The sequence below is a fragment of the Caldicoprobacter faecalis genome (genome assembly GCF_900115765.1).
In the GTDB taxonomy this organism is placed as follows: Bacteria; Bacillota; Clostridia; order Caldicoprobacterales; family Caldicoprobacteraceae; genus Caldicoprobacter; species Caldicoprobacter oshimai.
The window spans coordinates 1-18824 of the sequence record NZ_FOXR01000035.1; the positions used below are offsets into that span (position 1 = coordinate 1).

An 18824-nucleotide genomic window follows, 5' to 3' on the forward strand; every position below is an offset into this window, starting at 1 on the left:
CCCTGTAGTTCTCTTTTTAATGTGTTTCTACCCCAGCCTTCTAAAAGCCTGTTATATGCATATCTCATGCAGGATGACCATCTTCTCATTAAATCCAGCACTATTTGCTCATCTTCCTTGCTTGGAAAAGTAAGTTTAGCCTGTATTGTTATCATGTCTTTCCCCTTTTTTGTATCTTTTTCTCCCTTTTGGTGTCCTAATTGGAGTTATTAACCCTTCCTTTTCCCAATTTATTAATGTACTTCTGCTGATGTTGTATGTTTCTTTAACTTTTTGTATACTCAACAATATCGATAATCACTCAATTAAAATTATATCATTTTGTATTGTTATTTTCAGCTGTTGTTACCTCCTTTACATGTTTTGATATGTCCTTGTTTTTAGCTGAACTGCTGATTGCCCACATTTATTGAAGCACATATTTACCAATGCAAATTAATTTTATTTTATCACAGAGGCAAGGAATCATCAATACGACTTAAAGGTTTGTTTCATCATATTGTAGTTTGCGTTCCACAGAGAAATAATGCTAATATTAAAAAATCAGGTAACGGAAAAGATTTATCCGTTACCCTCTATTTCAAAATATTCAACCCATCAGCCGCATTTTGAGTAACCACAGGAACGGCACACGACGCATCCGCCATCGTGCTCCATGGTTGCCCCGCACTCAGGGCAGCTCTGACCTTTTGTCTGAGGCGGATTGTCATCCACCAAAGAGTCGGTCCCCCCTAGCTGAATCCCGCCATTTTCCCTGAACGGGTTGTTGCAGACGTCCTTTAACGAACAGAGCGAGCAGTTAGCAAGACAGCTGTGCCTGTCCACCATATCCGGGCTGCCGATATCCAGCTCTTCGGCTTCCAGGTTATTGTTGAGCCTCAACTTTACCACCTTCTCCAGCACCCTGCCTATGGCATCGGGACAGGACAGAACTTTAAGCCCCTTCTGCCTCAGGGTGGAATGGCACCTGATGCCCTTGAGCTGCTCTATGATGGTGTCGACATCCATGCCAGAGCGCAGCGCTATGGAGATCAAGCGGCTAGTGGCCTCGGACTGCGAAGGACAACCGCCGGCCCTTCCTAAGTTGGTGAACACCTCGCATATGCCCTGCTCGTCGTAATTGACGGTGATGTACAGGTTACCGCAGCCGATCTTCACCTTTTCGGTAAAGCCCATAGTAACGTCGGGCCTTGGCCTGGGCGTTATCTTAGGCTGCTTGCTTTCGGCCTGCTCCTTCATGCGGCTGTATATCTTTTCGGTGAGAGACCCGCTTTTTTCTTTCTTATCTTCTCTTGGTTTATCCTCCGCCGGTTTATCCTCTTTGGGCTTCACGCTCAAAACCTGGCTTTCCCGGCTGCCGTCCCTGTAAATGGTCACGCCCTTGCATCCCAGCTCATAAGCCAGCCAGTACACCTTTCTTACGTCCTCTACGGTGGCGCTGTTGGGGAAGTTGACCGTCTTGGACACGGCGTTGTCGGTGTACTCCTGAAAAGCAGCCTGCATGCGCACGTGATACTCGGGCGAGACGTCGTGTGCGGTCACAAACACCCGCCTTACATCCTCGGGTATCTCCTCCATACCCTGTATGCTGCCGCGGGCGGCTATCTTCCTCATCAGCTCGTCGGAATAAAATCCCCGCTTTATGGCCACCTCTTTAAAATAGGGATGCACTTCCACCAGCTCATCGTTATCCATGACGTTGCGCACAAAGGATATGGCAAACAGCGGCTCTATTCCGCTGGTGGTACCGCATATGATGCTTATGGTACCGGTTGGAGCTATGGTGGTAGTGGTGGCGTTTCTGAGCTTTCTGCCCTTATGCCTTAAAGTGCTCTTCTCAAAGAACGGGAACGGCCCCCTGACCTCGGCCAGATGCGCCGACATCTCCTTGGAGCGCTCCTGTATGAACTTCATGACCTGGCGGGCAAGCTCTACAGCCTCATCGGAATTGTAAGGGATGCCCAGCTTAAACAGCATGTCGGCAAACCCCATAACCCCAAGGCCAATCTTCCTGCTGCCCTTGGTCATCTCCTCAATCTGCGGGAGCGGATACTTGTTTACGTCTATCACGTTGTCCAGGAAGTGCACCGCTAAGTCCACAACTCTGCCCAGCTTGTCGTAGTTTATGACGTATTTTCCGTCAACCTCCTCAACCATTCTGGAGAGGTTTATGGAGCCCAGGTTACAGCTCTCGTAGGGCAGGAGTGGCTGCTCGCCGCAATTGTGCACATATATCCCGTTGGCGTCAAAAGCATTAACCCCTGGGACTTGAACGTCAAACACATCTTTTTCACCCATCGGAATAACCTCAGTAACCGTTGCAACAAACCTCTCCCTGTTGAGTGCCCTCTTGTATTCCTCAAGGCGCTGCCGCAAAAGCTCTTGCTTCTTTACATTGCTGAATCCTACCTTTTCGAAGAAAACCTGCATGTTATCCGAGGTGATGACCAGCTCATGCCCGGCCTTGACGCTGTATTCTTTCATTCCTCCTTTGCCATCCGGCATCTCTTTAATGCTCTCGGATTTACGTTCCAAATATATGGTCGAAGCTATCCCCAAGCGAAGCAGCATCCGCTGCACAATCCTCAAGCCTTCGGCGTCACTGTGCCACAGCCTGATGGACACTCCTTTTTCCTGATGACCTGCCACAGTCCCATCAGCATCAAAAAGCCCTCTTAAAAACCCGCGGTGAAATTCATAGCTTGTCCTTTCCAAGTTTTCAGTGATTCTCTTGTTTCCAGGCACAATTCCATAGGCGGCAGCCAAATCTCTAAGGGCAGCCATCTCAAGCCTGTGTTCCTTTCTTTCATCAATCACGCCCTTGAACCCTTTAAAGTCCTCCCTGTGCGGTAGGGTAAAAGCGGCTTTTTGTGCTGCTTCCATGACCGATTGGACTTCTTGGTCATCTCCCCACACAGAGATAACTCCGCCTTCATCCTTCAACGTACCGTCCCCTATAAGAAGGCCCAGCAGATATCCTTCCTCAAAAGTTCCCTGCCCTTTCCACACAAGCCCGCGGTTGTTGGATAAGATTATCTGATCCCCCGGTTTTAACTCCCCAGCCGGTTTCCAGTCCTCCTCTATTCTGTCGCGAGTCACTAAAGAAGCAACCCTTATCTTGTGGTCCGGCGTGACTTCTATGCTGTAACCTCTATCGGTGTGTATCTTTATAACCTGCTTTCTGCCAGTCTTAAAAAATCCCTGCTCAGTTGAGAGATAAAAACTTCCATTTAGTGCAAGGGATACCTGCCTGCCCAGTATATCGGCTACCTGTGCAGGGCCTTCTTCCGTAAGCACCCAGGTATCACCCGTTACGCACGGATTGGTGCTCTCGATCTCGCCCAGCTCAATGAGCACGTTGTCCCTGTTTAAACGGTCCAAAAACACAATCCCCGGCTCCCCGTTATGCCAGGCGTTTTCGACGATCTTATCGAATACCTCCCTGGCATTGAGCTTGCCAGCCGGTTTGCCCGTCCTGGGGTCTATAAGGTCGTAATCCTCCCCTCGCTCCACGGCCTGCATAAAGGCCTCGGTGATGCCAACGCTTATGTTGAAATTGGTTATGTCGGAGTTGTTCTTCTTGCAGTCGATAAACTCCAATATGTCGGGATGGTCCACCCTGAGTATTCCCATGTTGGCGCCGCGACGGGTACCACCCTGCTTTACGGCCTCGGTGGCGGCGTTGAACACCTTCATAAAGCTAACGGGACCGCTGGCCACGCCACCGGTGGACTTCACCGCAGAGCCTTTGGGGCGCAGGCGCGAAAAGCTGAACCCCGTACCGCCGCCGCTTTTATGTATCAAGGCAGCGTGCTTGACTGCGTCGAATATGCCCTCCATGCTATCGGGAACGGGCAGCACGAAACAGGCAGACAGCTGTCCCAGCGGCCTGCCGGCATTCATCAAAGTGGGAGAGTTAGGCATGAACTCGAGATTTACCATGAGATTATAGAATTCCTCTTCCACCGCTTCCACATCGGCATCAGGTGAATATATCTTATCAGCCTGAGCGACATGCCTTGCCACGCGCCTGAACATGTCCTCAACCGTCTCAATTATATTGCCGTTTTCGTCCTTGGCCAGATACCTCTTTTGCAAAACCTTCAAAGCATTCTCGGTTAAGTTCATACAATACCCTCCTATACTCATCTTCAGTATGTGATCAGCATATATACGAAAGTTATATATGCATATATATGGTGTTATTTTTTTATTTCAGGTACTATATATTGTATCATCTAACTTTGAAGGAGTCAAACGCCTACAGATTTAAACAATAAATAAAGGGGACCCATTTTTCTGGTAAATTGGTCCCCTTTCAATTCCTCTTAGCAAATATTACTTAGTTTTATGGCTCAGTTTTATAGTGGGAATGCTATTCTTGACATAAGTCTTGTCAATGCTTGTTTTATCTTGCAGCATCCCCGCCCATCATTAATTAAAATTAGAACCACGGGTAAAAATCAAGACCAAAGACGCCACCTGATTAAACAGACAATGACTCTGTTAAAGCTGGCACTGTACTTGCATGATTGCCTGATGCGGGTGCCCCAGTATCAAAGCAATAACGCTATTAAAGCTAGCGCTGCACCCTGCCGGAGGCATCCCCCTTCATGAGGGTCTCAACCTCTTCAACCGATACGTGGTTGGCATCTCCCTCGATGGTGTGCTTCAGAGCAGAGGCCGCCACCGCAAACTCCAGCGCATACTGCGGATCTTTGCCGGTGATGAGGGAGTATATAAGCCCGGCGCCAAATGAGTCGCCTCCCCCTACGCGGTCCACAATGTGAAGCTTATACTTCTTGGAGAAATAATATTCTTTGCCATCATACAGCATGCCCGACCAATTGTTGTCGGAAGCCGACATGCTCTCCCTCAGGGTGATAGCCACCATCCTGAGATTGAAACGGTTGTAGAGTTCGCGGGCCACGTATTTATATCCTTCCAGGTTGAGCTCACCGGCAATCACGTCGCTGTCGGGTGCTTTTATGCCAAACACCTTCTCAGCATCCTCTTCGTTGGCGATCACTATATTTACATACTGCATGAGATTGCCCATCACTTTTCCGGCTTTTTCGGTAGACCACAGCTTTTTACGGTAATTCAAGTCGCAGCTTATGGTAAGGCCCATCTCCTTTGCGACTTTGCAGCCCTCTTCAACCAGCTCGGCCACATTGTCACCCAGTGCCGGCGTAATCCCAGTGAAATGGAACCACTCGGCACCTTCAAAGGCGGCCTTCCAGTCGATATCGCCCACCTTTGCCTCCGATATGGCCGAGTGTGCCCGGTCGTACACAACCTTAGAGGGTCTCACCGAAGCGCCCTTTTCCATAAAATAAATGCCGATTCTGCTACCGCCCCTGGCTATGTAGCGCGTATCAACGCCGTAACGGCGGAGCTCATTGATGGCCGCATCACCTATGGGGTTTTTAGGTAGCTTTGTGATAAAGGCGGCATCTATACCGAAATTGGCCAGCGATACTGCTACGTTTGCCTCGCCGCCACCGTATACCACATCAAAGCTGTTTGCCTGGGTAAACCTCAAATACCCGGGAGGCGACAGCCTCAGCATGATCTCGCCAAAAGTCACTACTCTTTTAGACATACATAAACCTCCTCACCTTATATTGGTTCGCTGTAAAATCCTTTTCGAAATGGATTAATACGAACATCGCTTAATGTTTTTTAAAGTCATGGACGCACCTTGTACTGTGAAGACAAAAAAGACACTGGTCATACTAAAATAGGGAGTTGCTGCTCTCCAGTTAAAAATTCCCGTATTCTTGCCTGACTCAAAATCACATCTTCCCTCTAGCTGCCCGAATCTTTGCAATGAATTCCTGTGCAGTCCTGGTTATGGCTTCGTAGTCCCCGCTCTTTGCTCCTTTGGTCAATGCGCTGCCCACGCCTACCGCCACGGCGCCGGCTTTGATCCATTCTTCAACGTTGTCCAGGCTGACACCTCCCGTGGGCATCAATTTGGCGTAGGGTATGGGCCCAAGTATGGCCTTGATAATTTGCGGCCCGAAAAGCTCTCCGGGGAAGATCTTGATGATGTCGGCACCTGCTTCCATGGCCTCCACAACTTCCTTGATGGTCATAGCACCCGGCATGCATGGCACCCTGTACCTGTTGCACAGCTTGACGGTGTCAAGGTTCAAATAGGGGCTTACCACATATTGCGCACCTGCCAAGATGGCCGTTCTGGCCGTTTCGGCATCCATAACGGTACCGGCACCAAGCAAGATTTCACCGTTGCTATAAACCTTTGCCAGCTCCTTGATGACCTCTGCGGCTCCAGGAACGGTAAATGTGATCTCGATGGCAGCCACCCCGCCCTTCATGCAGGCATCGGCAATCTTCAATGCCTGCTCGCTTGACTCGGCCCTTACCACCGCCACCAGGCCGCCTTCAACTATCCTTGAGAGGACCTGTTCCTTATCCATGATTTACATCTCCCTTCTTTGTTTATAAATATACATTTTTTAAGCAAGCACCATTCAGGCTCATCTTAATGGAAAATAAACACTTGTTGCAGCAGATATGGTAAAACTTATATAAATTTACAAATATTGTGCCGGCACATGTTTGCCCACCTTTAGTAGCCTTTCACGCCCAGCACCTTTTCCACAGATTTTTACAGAGAAAAACTCAGGCTGATGTATGGCTAATTCGATATCGAGTACAAACATCAAGTACAAATATTAGGTACAGCAAATACCAACGGAGATTGATATACCACCTCAATTTCACCTCAAGACAAAGGTATCCTACATCACCTTCTAGGGCTATACCCCATCCTCTTAGAGATTTCCCGGGCTGTTTCAACCACGTATTTCGCGATTTCCTCATCCCGCTCGGGTGAGATTATGGTTTTCAAGCCCGATGTACTGACCGCCGCGATAATCTCGTTCCTATAGTCATATACGGGAGCAGCGATGCACCGTATGCCCTCCTCATGCTCTTCATTATCCACAGCCCAGCCCCTTTTCCTGACGGCGTCAATCTCTGATATCAGCTTTTCAATGTCGGTAATGGTGTTGGCTGTACGTGGGGTAAGCTGCTTATTCTGAAAAAGCTTCCTTATTTCACTATCTTCTTTATTCATTAAGAGTACCTTGCCCACGGCTGTGCAGTAAAGCGGCACCCTTTTGCCAATGGCCGAATACATGCGAATGGTGTTAAAGCTCTCAATCTTATCGATATATACCGCCTCGTCGTGGTCCAGTATAGCCAGATGAACCGGTTGGGCAGTCAAAGCCGCCAGCCTTCTCAGGTAAGGCTGCGCTTCTGTCTTAAGCTCAAGGCTGTTCAAATAAAGGCTGCACAGCTCAACAAGCTTTAATCCTAGACGATAGTTACCGGTTGTCTCATTTTTCTCAATGTATCCTCTGGAAGCCATGGATGCCAACAGGCGATAGACGGTGCTCTTGTGAAGTCCAATACGACGTGCAATTTCGGTGACACCCAAACCATCCTTCTCAGTGGCCAGAACTTCCAGTATATCAAAAGCCCTGTCGATGGACTGTACGGTATCCTTCATGTATCCTCCTTTGTTTCGCATTATGAAACTGCGTTTCTAAATAATATTATACTATAATTATTGGCCCTATTCAATATCTATGGTTATCATATTTCAGCTCCATCAGAAGAATAGCATTAGCTGCAAACGAGCAAAGTGAACAAAGAACCAGCCTGTAAGTTTACAGGCCGGTTCTTTAAATCTTATAGCTTCTTGTTTACAAAATCCCAGAAGTTCTGGCTGAACAGCTTGTGCACATCCCTGCGGATCTCGCTCTCCTCAAGCTGCCAGCCTGTCTCCATCAGGTCTCTGTACTTGTCAAACAGCACATCCGCTATGACCTTCCTGGAATGAGCCCACTTATAGATGAGCTGATCCAGCACGCGGGCATCAGAATGCTGCGGTATAACGCTGACGCCCAGAAGCTCAAACCGCATACGGGTCATCTCGTCCACCAGGCTGGGGTTGTTGAGGAACCACCAGCATCCAAACACCATCAAATTCCTGAACTTGCGCGCCGCCACGCTCAATTCGTGCTGGTTCTCCCTGGACAGCATGGTGACCATGAACTTGTTATACGGATGGTTGGCACACAGGTACTCAACCGTTTCAATGCTTCCCTTGCCCACCGAATCGCCTGCCAGCTTCAATCCCGGATTGACAAGCTTTTTCACCCCTATCATCATTGCAAGTGGTATATTGAACTCCCTGCATACCGGCAGCACGCATTCCTCAATGAGCACTGCTCTGGTGGAGTTTTCCGGGAAGGCAAATGTAGGCGGCAGCGATACAGCCATGTACACGGGTTGCATGCGATTTGCCCAATCGCTCAGGAAACGCCTTACCTCTTTGAGCGTCGTCTGGCTCAATTCCTCCTCCACATCATAGCCCCATTCCTTAAGCTTTATCCAGGTTTGGTCCCATGTGTTGAGTAGGGGGTCAATTCGCAGCGCTGCTTTAAACCGCGGATCGGCCTTGTAGGATTCAAGCCACACCTTCCGCTCGTTGTCATCAAAAGGATCGTTGGTCATCACCACTTCTTTAACCCTGGACAGCTCAAACACCTGATCCACGTATTCTTCCATGGTCTTCCCTGCAAAATACTGGCGGTATGCCTCCAGATCTCGCTTTGCAACATCAAGTCCCAGCTTATTGAGCACCGTCAGAACGCCGCGGCAAGCCTCGCTGTACGGGCTGTTTTCCAAAAACAGCGTTTTCCATATGAGGTCGGCCTGCTCCTTTTTGGACATGCTCCAGAATTCATCGTAGGGCATGTCTATCCATCGGAAGACTTCTGCCACCAGGTAATGATAGGTGAGTAGCTCATCGACGCCCCACAGCAACATGTCGCCAAAACAGGGCGTATACAGATGGGTGTGCACGTCGGTGATTTCAACCTGTTCCACCGCTGCATCCACCGCAGCTCTTAACTCTTTAACATCAGCGATCGGCATAATTTAATCACTCCTTTTCAAAAAATATCATTTTTACCTGTCATTTTTATTTACTCAATAATTTTCTTTATAACCAACCCATTTTTTATACGTTTGTATTAACATCTGTACTACACAAAACGGCATAGTTGCCATAACTTTTTAAGCGTAATCTATGATTTCATACCCCGTCTTCAAATATTAAAAACTCTCGAAAACTATTGAGCCCGTTTTGCTTTTGTTTTTATCATTAGCTCGAATATTCAGCTGCTCCCCCTTATTACCAGCTCGGGAGTAACCACAATCTTGTGTGTGACCTCTTTGCCCTGCAACACGTCGTACAGCATCTGTACAGCTCCCAAAGCCATGTCAGTCACCTTGTTGTCAACAGTAGACAGCTCGGGTAGGGTACACAGCGAATACTGCGAGTTGTTAAACCCGAACACCGCCACATCCTCTGGTACCCGTTTCCCCATCTCCCTGAGCTTTTTGAGTACCCCCACCGCGATGATGTCCTCACTGGTCAAAATTGCTGTATATCGCTTTCCTTCCCTTTCTAGCCTCTCCACCCCTTCATATCCACCCTGGATACCCTGGGGTACCTTGATGATGCTGCCATCGTCAAACTTAAGGTTGTTCTTTTTCAGGCCCCTCTTAAAGCCCTCTATCTTGGCCATACCGCTGAAGCTTTCCACATCATACATATACACCATATCCCTGTGCCCTTTTGAATAAAGCAGTTCAACAATGTTAAAGATAGCGGCTCCATCATCGCAGACAATTGAATAGATGTTGTCCCCCTGCAGGTCACCATTGAGCATTACCACGGGTACATGCGTAGCTACCTCGTATATATGGCTGTTGTCGTTCTTCTCCTTGAAGACCGAACCCACCAGGATGATGCCATCCACCTTTTTTTGCAGCATTATCCGGAGGTATTCCTTTTTCTTTTTAAGCTCCAGCCCGGTATTGCACAAAATCACGTTGTACCCCAGCTCCCTAAACCTTTGTTCTATGGTATAAATAGCGCTGGCATAATACGAGTCCCTCACATCGCTGGTTAAAACGCCAATGGTATGCGTGGCCCTGGTCACCAGGCTTCGCGCTATGGCATTGGGAGTGTACCTGTACTGCCGCAGTACAGCCTCCACCTTCTCCTTGGTCTCCTGTTTAACATTTGGACTGTTGTTTATCACCCTGGATACTGTTGCAATGGATACCCCGGCTTTTTTTGCGATCTCGTAGATGTTCATAAAATGCGCATCATCCTCCACCCTGCTGTATGCTTATGGCTATGCTGCCAGTTATAACGTCTCCCGGCTGCATATAGATTGTACCTGTATCCTCTATCCCCTCTTCGGCCATATTGAATCCGTTATTGCAGTTGGTGACCGGCTCAACCGCAAAAAACTCATGGTTATCTTTAGGCGAATATAGGATCACGTGCTTGAATATCTCATCCGCCTTCATGGTAAGCGTCACACCGCTACCGGGCCATTTTATAAAGATGGGAGCATGGAGAGCCCTGTAGCACTTATCGATATGCTCAAGGCCCAGCTGCCTCTCGTGGGAAAAGTCAAGCTCATGAGGTATTTCTGTCCATGGGCCGGTAGGTATTGGAGTATCGCCGGGATAAACGCCCTTTGCGGGCATTTGCAGAAACACAGCATCGTCCTGCTGGGTGAGCTTCCTCATGAAATATGGGTGAATGCCCATACCGCCCGGCATCTCTTCAGCCCCTGTGTTTTTGAGCATCAGGCGAATGGTTAATTTGGATCCTGCCAGAGCGTATTCTATCTCGGCATAAAAGGGGAAAGGCCATGCTATGTCATTGAAATCCCTGCTGTCAAAGCCCATTACAATCCGCTCGGCACTTCTATAGAGCACTTTCCAGGGCCTGAAGCGCACATCGCCGTGTATGGAATGCCCCTCAGGGGTATTCTTTTGAAGGTTATAGGCCTTGCCCCTGAATTTTAAGACGGCATTTTCGATGCGGTTTGAATAGGGGATCATATTGAAACAGGCAAACTGGCCCGCACTTTTGCTCTCCACTGCCTCAAAGGGCGTGGGCCTCATTATATCCACCCATTCATTGCCCAGGCAATACCGCATTGAGAATATACCCGCCCCCACACGAGGGCATACCTTAACCTCTATATGTTCATTTTTCAATACTTCCAATGGCTGTTCCATCACATACCCTCCAGGTTTTCGAACTTAGATCCCTCATACGCAAAAAGCCAGATTATCCCTTCATCGATAGCATTAACTACCTCCGCAGCCTTAACTCAAGCTATTTGGGCTCTATCATGTCTTCTTGCCATCCCCATCATCAAAATCAAAGCAATCTCTTCTCATCCGTAAATAAGTGCGGACTCGCTCATTCGCAGACAGAGGGTTACATCTTTGTGTTACTCCAACACCCGTTCAGCGGTTTCTATCTCTCAAAATTTTAAGTTGGGACCGCCCCATCTTACATATACCCTGCTTAAAGCTCAGGTCGCAAAATAATAAGCTTTACCGGCGGTGTTAGCAGCAATTGGTTTGTACCCCTCTTTCGCATAAGGTGCGGTGACAACTTGCTTTGTCAATTCCTCATTCGCTGAAGAACCTGCCTCTATACGCCCACAGGCCCAGCGCCGGATTGCTTATATAGAAAATCCTCTCGCCGTTTTCCAGCACGTTAAACCCGTCCTTGAGCTTTTCGGGGTTGTAAAGCTTGTAGGCCTCTTCCAAGTCCATGTACTTGAAGTTTACGCCCTCCACTTCCTCGCGGGTTAGATGGCCGGGCGCGTATGTGATGGTAAACCGCCCATCCGATGAACCGTGGATCAAATGAGCCGCCACCGATTGGTTCTCCTGCAGGTCCTTTTGCTCCTTCCACAGCTTGAGCACGCGCTCCCTGCCCACATATCCGTACTTGCGAATCAGCAGGTCATTGCCCCTATCCTCGCCGAACTGCCTCACGCCGGGAGCCAACACTATGAGCTCCCCGCCATCGGCAATGGCCATACGTGTCCTGTATATAGCCTTGTTGCCCAGCCAGGTACTCTTAAACTCCTGAGGATCCAAATACACCACCACTTTGTGCAGCGGTTCGTCCAGGAACTGCATGTTCTTCTGCTGGCTCAAAGCCACAGCCTCCTCAAACAATCTGCGCTCCCTCCCGATGAACAGGCCGTGAATCAAAACTTTTCCTTCTTCATGGGTAGTTACCGTCAGTATATACATGAGGGGCATGTCTTTGGCAAAGTGCTGCTCCGCATAGTCAAACACCTTGCGCACCGGCGAATGGTCCCGGCCCATGATCCTCTCCATGCCGTACACGGCGCCCAGCATGTGCGTCTTGTTTATCATGCTGTATCCGCCGCAGCCCACAAATATGTTCTTGCTGTAGTTGGCCATCCCTACTACCTCGTGGGGCACCACCTGTCCGATGGAGATGATGAGGTCATACCCTCCTTTAACCAGGCGCCAGTTGACCTCCACATCTATGGGGTCCTCCATCAAGCCTTCGGAAATCTCCTTGATATACTGGCCGGGCACTTCCCCAATCTTTATTACATCCTCCCGCCAGTTGTGCACGATAAACCGCTCTTTAGGGATCCCCTCCCCGAAGAAGGCTATGCGCTCCTCATCGCTCACGGGCATGTGCGTGCCCAAAGCCGGCATGATATCCACCTGGCAGGTGTCCTTCAGCATCTCATACAGCATGGCGGTAATATCCCCTGCTCCCGAATGAGCGCGGGTAAAATCCGGCGGCAAAAGGAGCACCTTTTTGAGGCTATCTTTGCGCCCTTCCAAAGCCCTCTCCAGGGCAGCACGAATCTGCCCGGCATCAAGCCCCCTGTTATCGGCCGCTTTTAATATAATTCCTTCCATAATTCACTCACCCCTGTTTGCCGTTTTATAATACCATTCCATGTAGCGCTCAAACCTCTTGGTGTATACCTTTGCCATCGACTCATTTGGAACTATTCTTTCTCCCTGACTTGGATTGAACTCCTCCAGCGACTTTATGACGCCAATGGCCTTTAATGCCACCGCTATAGCTCCCATTGTAGAGGCATGCTCTACGCTGGAGGTGTATATCTCCCTCTGGAATATATCGGCCGCCATTTGAAGCCACCAGCGGGAATTCTCGATGCCTCCCGATATCTTTATCTCTCTGGGTGCACCCATAAGCTGCTCCAGAACCACGTAGCATTGATACAGGTTAAACAGTATCCCTTCCAGTATTGCATAATGGAGATGCCCTATCTCATGATGGGGTTTAAGGCCGACAAAGCCGCCCGTCCTGCTGTCTTCCCATCCCGGGCAGCGTTCACCGTACAAAAACGGCAGAAAAACGGGCGCATCCTGTATATCAACCTTGCTGGCCAGCTCATCCAGCGCGCGATAGCTTACATTCCCAAGGTTTAGCTTTTTCCCAAACCATTCCACGCAGTTTCCGGCGCCCGATGTAGCAGCTCCGGCCAGCCTTTTGCCCTCGGCCACATAATAGCACCACGTGGATGGGTCATCTGGCAAAACCGGGACAGGGCTGGCAACCCTGAGGGCTCCGCTGGTCCCCACCGACATGGTCATTATGCCCTGGCCCATGGCTCCTGCTCCCACCTGGTTCAGCGCCCCGTCGGGACCGGGCAGCGTCACCGGAATGCCAGCCTTAAGCCCCAGCTTCGAGGCAGCCTCCTGGCTCAAAGGGGCCGTATGGTCCAGCTCGTAAAGCGGAGCCAGCTGGGATACCTTCAACCCTGCAAAGTCCAGTATTTCCTGGTCCCATTCCAGAGTGTGGATGTTCATAAACCCGGTGCCCGACGCAATGCTGCGCGAAACCCCTGTCTGCCCCGTCAGCCTTTCAAAGACGTATTCCGGCTGTGAAGAAAGGTAGCCTTCGGGATCAAGCTGCCCCTGCTGCTTAGCGTGGAGGTACTTCCACACAGGGTATATGCTGTGCACCATGCAGCCTGTGCGCTGGTAAAACCATCTTTTGAGCTGCTCATCCTTTCTGTACCGGCCGGCAGTGGGAGCGGCTTCGGTACTGGCCCAGGTCTTGATCCTGCCTATGGGCTTGCGCTCCCGGTCTAAAAACAGCACGCTGTGCCAGGTGCTTCCCAGGCCAATGGCGTCGATCTCGCAGTTTTCACGCTCGATAAGCGCCCTGGCGCATTCTATCACGGCCTGGTAAATCCCCTCAGGGTCCTGTGACACCACATCGTTTACGGTATCCTTATAAGGTACGCTCAATACTCCCCTTATCCCCTTTTCAAAGGAATATATCATGGCTTTGGCAGAAGAGGTGCTCACTTCCAAAGCAAGGATATTCACGCCCATCAACCCTTTCCCTTTACTTTTTCGATAACCAGTCGGTATGGAAAGTGCCTTCCCTGTCCACCCTCTCATAGGTGTGAGCTCCGAAATAATCCCGCTGCGCCTGTATCAAGTTAGCCGGCAGCTTCTCCCTGCGATAGGAGTCATAATAGAAAAGCGCTGAGCTGAAGCACGGCACCGGAATGCCGTATTGGACGGCCAGGCTCACAACCCTTCTCCAGCTGTCCTGCGCCTTCTCCACTACCTCTTTAAAATAGGGATCCAGCAGCAGATTAGCAAGAGATGGATTCCTGGTATAGGCCTCCTTTATGCGCTCCAGGAACTGCGCCCGGATTATGCACCCTCCACGCCACAGGAGAGCGATATCGCCCAGCTTGAGGTTCCAGTTATAGGTCTCGGATGCCTGTTTGAGAAGTGCAAACCCTTGCGCGTATGAACATATTTTGGATGCGTACAAAGCCCTGCCGATATCCTCTATCAGCTGCTCACGGTCCCCATCAAACTTCGCTTGAGGGCCTTTTAACACTTTGGAAGCAGCCACGCGCTCCTCCTTTATGGCTGATATGCAGCGGGCAAACACCGCCTCAGTGATGGTGGGAATGGCAACGCCCAGGTCCAATGCATCTTGCGACGTCCACTTGCCCGTCCCCTTCTGCCCTGCCCGGTCCAGTATGACGTCTACCATGGGCAGACCGGTTTCCTCATCTATCCTTCCCAGGATATCGGCTGTGATCTCGATAAGATAGGAATTGAGCTCTCCTTCATTCCACTTCTGGAATATAGACTGCATCTCTGGAGCCGAAAGCCCCAGCAACTCCTTCATCAGGAAATAGGCTTCGCTGATAAGCTGCATATCACCGTACTCAATGCCATTATGTACCATCTTCACGTAATGGCCGGCACCATCCGGTCCCACGTAATCGCAGCAGGGAATGCCGTCTCCCACCTTTGCGGCTATATCCCTCAGTATCTTCCCTACCTGTTTCCAGGCCTCGTAAGACCCGCCCGGCATGATGCTGGGGCCCTTTAAAGCGCCTTCCTCGCCGCCCGAAACCCCAACGCCCATAAAGAGGATCCCCTTCTGCGCAAGCTGCTCCGTCCGCCTTATGGTGTCTTTAAAATAGGAATTGCCCCCGTCGATCACTATATCTCCCTCATCAAGCAGAGGAACCAGAGAATTGATCACATCGTCCACAGGTTTCCCTGCCTTAACCATTATCATGACCTTCCGTGGACGGCTCAACGAGGCCACAAACTCCTCCAGGGTATAGGCAGGTATAATCCTTTCCTTGCCCTTTGCAGGCCCATCTATAAACTCCCTGGTCCTTTCGGCCGTACGGTTGTACACCGCCACGCAATAGCCTTTGCTCTCCATGTTAAGCACCAGATTCTGGCCCATGACCGCAAGGCCGATAAGCCCTATATCCGCTTTAGCCATTCAAAACAGCTCCTTTCGTGTTTGATTAAGAAAAGAATGGATTTGCTAGACTTTGTTTAAATTAAAAGCACGAGATTAAAGAATAGTGTTTGCAAAAAGCAGGAGCATAACTATTATGTAAGCGCTTACATTTAGTGTAGCACAACGGCTTTTTGCCGTCAACACAAAATTGAACCTTTAAGTACCATTACGTCATGGTTTTAGCAGAACTTTAATAGATTGGTATTCTTTCTTGCAGGAAGCCACCTCTATGGCCTTCTTGTAATCCTTTAAATCGAACACATGCGTTACCAGCGGCGATAAATCCATCTTCCCCGATGCCATTAAATCCAGCCCTATTTTAAAGGTTCTCTCCCTTCCTCCATCCACAGGATCGACACCATAACCGTATATCCCCTTTATGGTCACCTCCTTAAACCATACCAGCGACCAGTCCAGTTTTATCTTGGAACCAAGGCCGACCAGTACGAGCGCCCCTCCTGAGTTTATATACCGCAGTGAATCCCTCACGCTGGTTTCGGACCCCACACAGTCAAACACCCTGTCAAATCCGCCAATAAGGTACTTTTCACCAAGCAGGGGTTTTACCACTTTGCCACCGGTTATTTCCGCCATGGTTTCAACACGGCAATTGTGCGAATATACGACCCTGTCAGCTCCATACCTCTGGGCAAGCTGGCCCTGAAAATCATACTTGGCTATCACCGTTATATCGGCTTTAGAGCCAAATGCCCTCAGAGACGCCACTATCAAAATTCCTATGATTCCAGCGCCTATTACCAGAACCTTTTCATCGTCCCTGGGAAAATTTCTCAAGACGGGGTGAAGGGCAGAGCACAGGGGATCAATCAAGATGGCCTCTTCATCTTTGAGGTTGTCGGGAACCTTAAACAGCTGGGACTTATGCGCAACATAGTATTCTCCCCAGCTACCGCCTGTATCGGCGCACGTCCCCATGATTGTCCCTGCAGAGAGCCTGCCTTCGGTAAAATTTAAGCATAGGTTATAATCTCCTGATAAACATTTGGGACATTTTTCAAGCCCTCGAGGTTCGCACGATAATACGTCATCGGCCACTATCCTGTCTCCCACTTCAAATCCTTCGACATTTTTCCCTTTCTCCACAATTATCCCCAGGTTTTCATGCCCCATGACAAACCTCTTGGAGGCAAATGGCGAAAGCAAGGGGCTATCGTGAAGATATATCATATTGATATCGCTTCCGCATATGCCCCCGTATATGGTTTTAACCTTTACCCAGTCATCTCCAGGCAAAACCGGTTCCTGTACCTCCTCGTACCTTATGCAGGAAAACCGGCTGTAATAAAGCTTTCGATTGACCTTTCCCATTGCAAGGGTTAAAACGTACGGCACTAAGTCAGCCCTAAAAGTTACCGCCTTCATACCTCACACACCCCCTTCCACCATACTAGCAAAATTATGCTATATTACCACCCACATCTATAAGAAGTTTGATTCTACTATAAAAAGTCTATTTTGCTGCTTAAAACCAAGTTCTCAAAAGTGTAGTTGAAAAAATCAGTCGTATGATACTGCAGCGGACATTTATCCTGTTTGGCAAAACACCTTCTCAAAGGCATTCAATGCATAATCCAGTTGTTCTTTAGTATGAGTAGCGGTATAGCTGGTTCTAAGCAAACATTGACCGGGCTTTACTGCAGGGGAAACTACGGGATTGACGTATACCCCCTCATCCAGGAGCTGTTTGGCAATTACAAACGTTCTCCTATCTTCCCATGTCATGACGGGTATGATGGGGGTTTCGGTATGGCGTATGGGAATGCCCAGCTTTTTAAGCCCTTCTCTCATGTATCTTGCATTTTCCTGAACTCTTACAACACGTTCGGGTTCAGATTGGAGTATATTAAGCGCTTCAAGTGCGGCTGCAGCGTTAGCAGGTGAAATTGAGGCGCTGAATATGAAGGGCCTGGATACGTGCTTGACATAGTGTATTACATCCTCGCTTGCAGCTATGTACCCACCTAAACTGGCCAGGGATTTGCTGAAAGTACCCATTATTATATCCACCTGGTCCTCCAGGCCGAAGTATTCTGCCGTACCCCTACCATGTTTGCCCAGGGTACCAAGGCCATGAGCATCATCCACCATTATACGGGCCCCGTACTTTTTAGCCAGCCTTACTATCTCAGGTAGATTGCATATGTCGCCCTCCATGCTGAAAACCCCATCGACGACGATCAGCTTTCCATGTTTATCAGGAATTTTCTTTAAGATGCGTTCGAGGTCCTCCATATCGTTGTGTTCAAACTTAAGTACCTTTGCAAAACTGAGCCTGCATCCATCGATGATGCTGGCATGATTTGCTCTATCACAGATGATGTAGTCATTCCTTCCGGCGATAGCCGAGATTATCCCTAAGTTTGTCTGGAAACCGGTGCTAAAGGTCAGTGCCGCTTCCTTGTTAAGAAACGAAGCCAATCGTTTCTCCAGCTCTACATGCAAATCCAACGTACCGTTCAAAAATCTGGAACCAGAGCAGCCTGTACCGTACTTTTCTAAAGCCCGCTTGGCAGCCTCAATGACCCTGGGGTCAGAAGTAAGCCCAAGATAATTGTTCGAGCCTATCATTATAGTTCTCTTGCCATTGATTATGACTTCGGTATCCTGTCCCGACTCCAGTACCTGAAAATAGGGATAAATTCCTGCCTTCATGGCTTCCTTGGCAGCGGTATAGTTAAAGCACTTTTCAAAAATGTCCATTAACCCCTTCACCCCTCCCGCAAAAGCATTAAATTTAAAATTATGCTTTTGTCACCCCGTTGTTCAATTTGTTGTGAGGAGGTCCATGGTTCGTGTCCTCTTCCGTAAAAAGCCAAATCTTTATAAATGTGTCTCTTGTACAGCATTCAACTTGACTGAGCAAGTTTATGAGACTATTTTATCATATGAGATGAGTTTAACAAATACCAAAAAAATAAAAAAGCCCTTCTGACAGGGCTGTATTTCAAAAAATGTTTATGTATCCAAAAAAGAAAATGGCTCCTCAGGTTGGATTCGAACCAACAACCCCTCGGTTAACAGCCGAGTGCTCTACCGTTGAGCTACTGAGGAACGCTTT

12 protein-coding genes, 1 tRNA gene and 2 pseudogenes are annotated in these 18824 nt (G+C 49.0%); all 15 read right to left on the reverse strand.

All coding sequences use genetic code 11. From position 1 onward, the window contains the following. Positions 1-155, reverse strand: a pseudogene (locus BM241_RS13225) (IS200/IS605 family accessory protein TnpB-related protein); the annotation flags it as partial. Positions 156-165: 10 nt separating this feature from the next. Beyond that, positions 166-291 (reverse strand): annotated as a pseudogene (locus BM241_RS10300) (MerR family DNA-binding transcriptional regulator); the annotation flags it as partial. Positions 292-597: 306 nt separating this feature from the next. Continuing rightward, entirely contained in the window at positions 598-4128 is a 3531-nt protein-coding gene (locus BM241_RS10305; RefSeq protein ID WP_092282712.1) for an adenosylcobalamin-dependent ribonucleoside-diphosphate reductase, read from the reverse strand. A 451-nt stretch (positions 4129-4579) separates the two neighbouring features. Then, on the reverse strand, positions 4580-5605 hold the full coding sequence (locus tag BM241_RS10310) for a sugar kinase (RefSeq protein WP_092282713.1): 1026 nt from the start codon (positions 5603-5605) through the stop codon (positions 4580-4582). A 193-nt stretch (positions 5606-5798) separates the two neighbouring features. Continuing rightward, on the reverse strand, positions 5799-6446 hold the full coding sequence (locus BM241_RS10315; RefSeq protein WP_025747343.1) for a bifunctional 2-keto-4-hydroxyglutarate aldolase/2-keto-3-deoxy-6-phosphogluconate aldolase: 648 nt from the start codon (positions 6444-6446) through the stop codon (positions 5799-5801). Between the two features lie 329 nt (positions 6447-6775). Further along, on the reverse strand, positions 6776-7543 hold the full coding sequence (locus BM241_RS10320; RefSeq protein ID WP_035146114.1) for an IclR family transcriptional regulator: 768 nt from the start codon (positions 7541-7543) through the stop codon (positions 6776-6778). A gap of 182 nt (positions 7544-7725) precedes the next feature. After that, positions 7726-8976 (reverse strand): glucuronate isomerase, encoded by a 1251-nt coding sequence (locus BM241_RS10325; protein WP_092282714.1) that lies wholly within the window; start codon positions 8974-8976, stop codon positions 7726-7728. A gap of 242 nt (positions 8977-9218) precedes the next feature. Then, positions 9219-10208 carry a LacI family DNA-binding transcriptional regulator gene (locus BM241_RS10330; RefSeq protein ID WP_092282715.1) on the reverse strand — a complete coding sequence of 330 codons (990 nt, stop codon included), beginning with the start codon at positions 10206-10208 and terminating at the stop codon, positions 9219-9221. 10 nt (positions 10209-10218) lie between these two features. Then, on the reverse strand, positions 10219-11148 hold the full coding sequence (locus BM241_RS10335; protein ID WP_025747346.1) for an aldose epimerase family protein: 930 nt from the start codon (positions 11146-11148) through the stop codon (positions 10219-10221). A 402-nt stretch (positions 11149-11550) separates the two neighbouring features. Continuing rightward, the gene (locus tag BM241_RS10340; protein WP_025747347.1) at positions 11551-12837 is read right to left on the reverse strand and encodes a nickel-dependent putative hexonate epimerase; all 1287 of its coding nucleotides are present in this window, start codon (positions 12835-12837) and stop codon (positions 11551-11553) included. A 3-nt stretch (positions 12838-12840) separates the two neighbouring features. After that, a complete protein-coding gene (locus tag BM241_RS10345; protein ID WP_092282716.1) occupies positions 12841-14358 on the reverse strand; it encodes a gluconokinase in 1518 nt (505 codons plus the stop codon). Beyond that, complete coding sequence (gene gndA / locus BM241_RS10350; protein ID WP_092282717.1) at positions 14303-15724, reverse strand: NADP-dependent phosphogluconate dehydrogenase; 1422 nt, start codon at positions 15722-15724, stop codon at positions 14303-14305. Before gndA ends, BM241_RS10345 begins: the two co-directional genes overlap by 56 nt. A 192-nt stretch (positions 15725-15916) precedes the next feature. Next, on the reverse strand, positions 15917-17128 hold the full coding sequence (locus BM241_RS10355; protein ID WP_092282718.1) for a zinc-dependent alcohol dehydrogenase: 1212 nt from the start codon (positions 17126-17128) through the stop codon (positions 15917-15919). A gap of 162 nt (positions 17129-17290) precedes the next feature. Then, positions 17291-18466: an aminotransferase class I/II-fold pyridoxal phosphate-dependent enzyme gene (locus tag BM241_RS10360; protein WP_092282719.1), complete on the reverse strand. Its 1176-nt coding sequence runs from the start codon at positions 18464-18466 to the stop codon at positions 17291-17293. A 276-nt stretch (positions 18467-18742) separates the two neighbouring features. After that, positions 18743-18817 (reverse strand) — tRNA-Asn (locus BM241_RS10365). Positions 18818-18824 lie beyond the last annotated feature (7 nt).

Bases quoted from the DNA above. Each gene is read 5' to 3' on its own strand.
- BM241_RS10305 (WP_092282712.1), bottom strand. From the start codon at position 4,128: ATGAACTTAACCGAGAATGCTTTGAAGGTTTTGCAAAAGAGGTATCTG.
- BM241_RS10310 (WP_092282713.1), bottom strand. From the start codon at position 5,605: ATGTCTAAAAGAGTAGTGACTTTTGGCGAGATCATGCTGAGGCTGTCG.
- BM241_RS10315 (WP_025747343.1), bottom strand. From the start codon at position 6,446: ATGGATAAGGAACAGGTCCTCTCAAGGATAGTTGAAGGCGGCCTGGTG.
- BM241_RS10320 (WP_035146114.1), bottom strand. From the start codon at position 7,543: ATGAAGGATACCGTACAGTCCATCGACAGGGCTTTTGATATACTGGAA.
- BM241_RS10325 (WP_092282714.1), bottom strand. From the start codon at position 8,976: ATGCCGATCGCTGATGTTAAAGAGTTAAGAGCTGCGGTGGATGCAGCG.
- BM241_RS10330 (WP_092282715.1), bottom strand. From the start codon at position 10,208: ATGAACATCTACGAGATCGCAAAAAAAGCCGGGGTATCCATTGCAACA.
- BM241_RS10335 (WP_025747346.1), bottom strand. From the start codon at position 11,148: ATGGAACAGCCATTGGAAGTATTGAAAAATGAACATATAGAGGTTAAG.
- BM241_RS10340 (WP_025747347.1), bottom strand. From the start codon at position 12,837: ATGGAAGGAATTATATTAAAAGCGGCCGATAACAGGGGGCTTGATGCC.
- BM241_RS10345 (WP_092282716.1), bottom strand. From the start codon at position 14,358: ATGAGAGGGTGGACAGGGAAGGCACTTTCCATACCGACTGGTTATCGA.
- gndA (WP_092282717.1), bottom strand. From the start codon at position 15,724: ATGGCTAAAGCGGATATAGGGCTTATCGGCCTTGCGGTCATGGGCCAG.
- BM241_RS10355 (WP_092282718.1), bottom strand. From the start codon at position 17,128: ATGAAGGCGGTAACTTTTAGGGCTGACTTAGTGCCGTACGTTTTAACC.
- BM241_RS10360 (WP_092282719.1), bottom strand. From the start codon at position 18,466: ATGGACATTTTTGAAAAGTGCTTTAACTATACCGCTGCCAAGGAAGCC.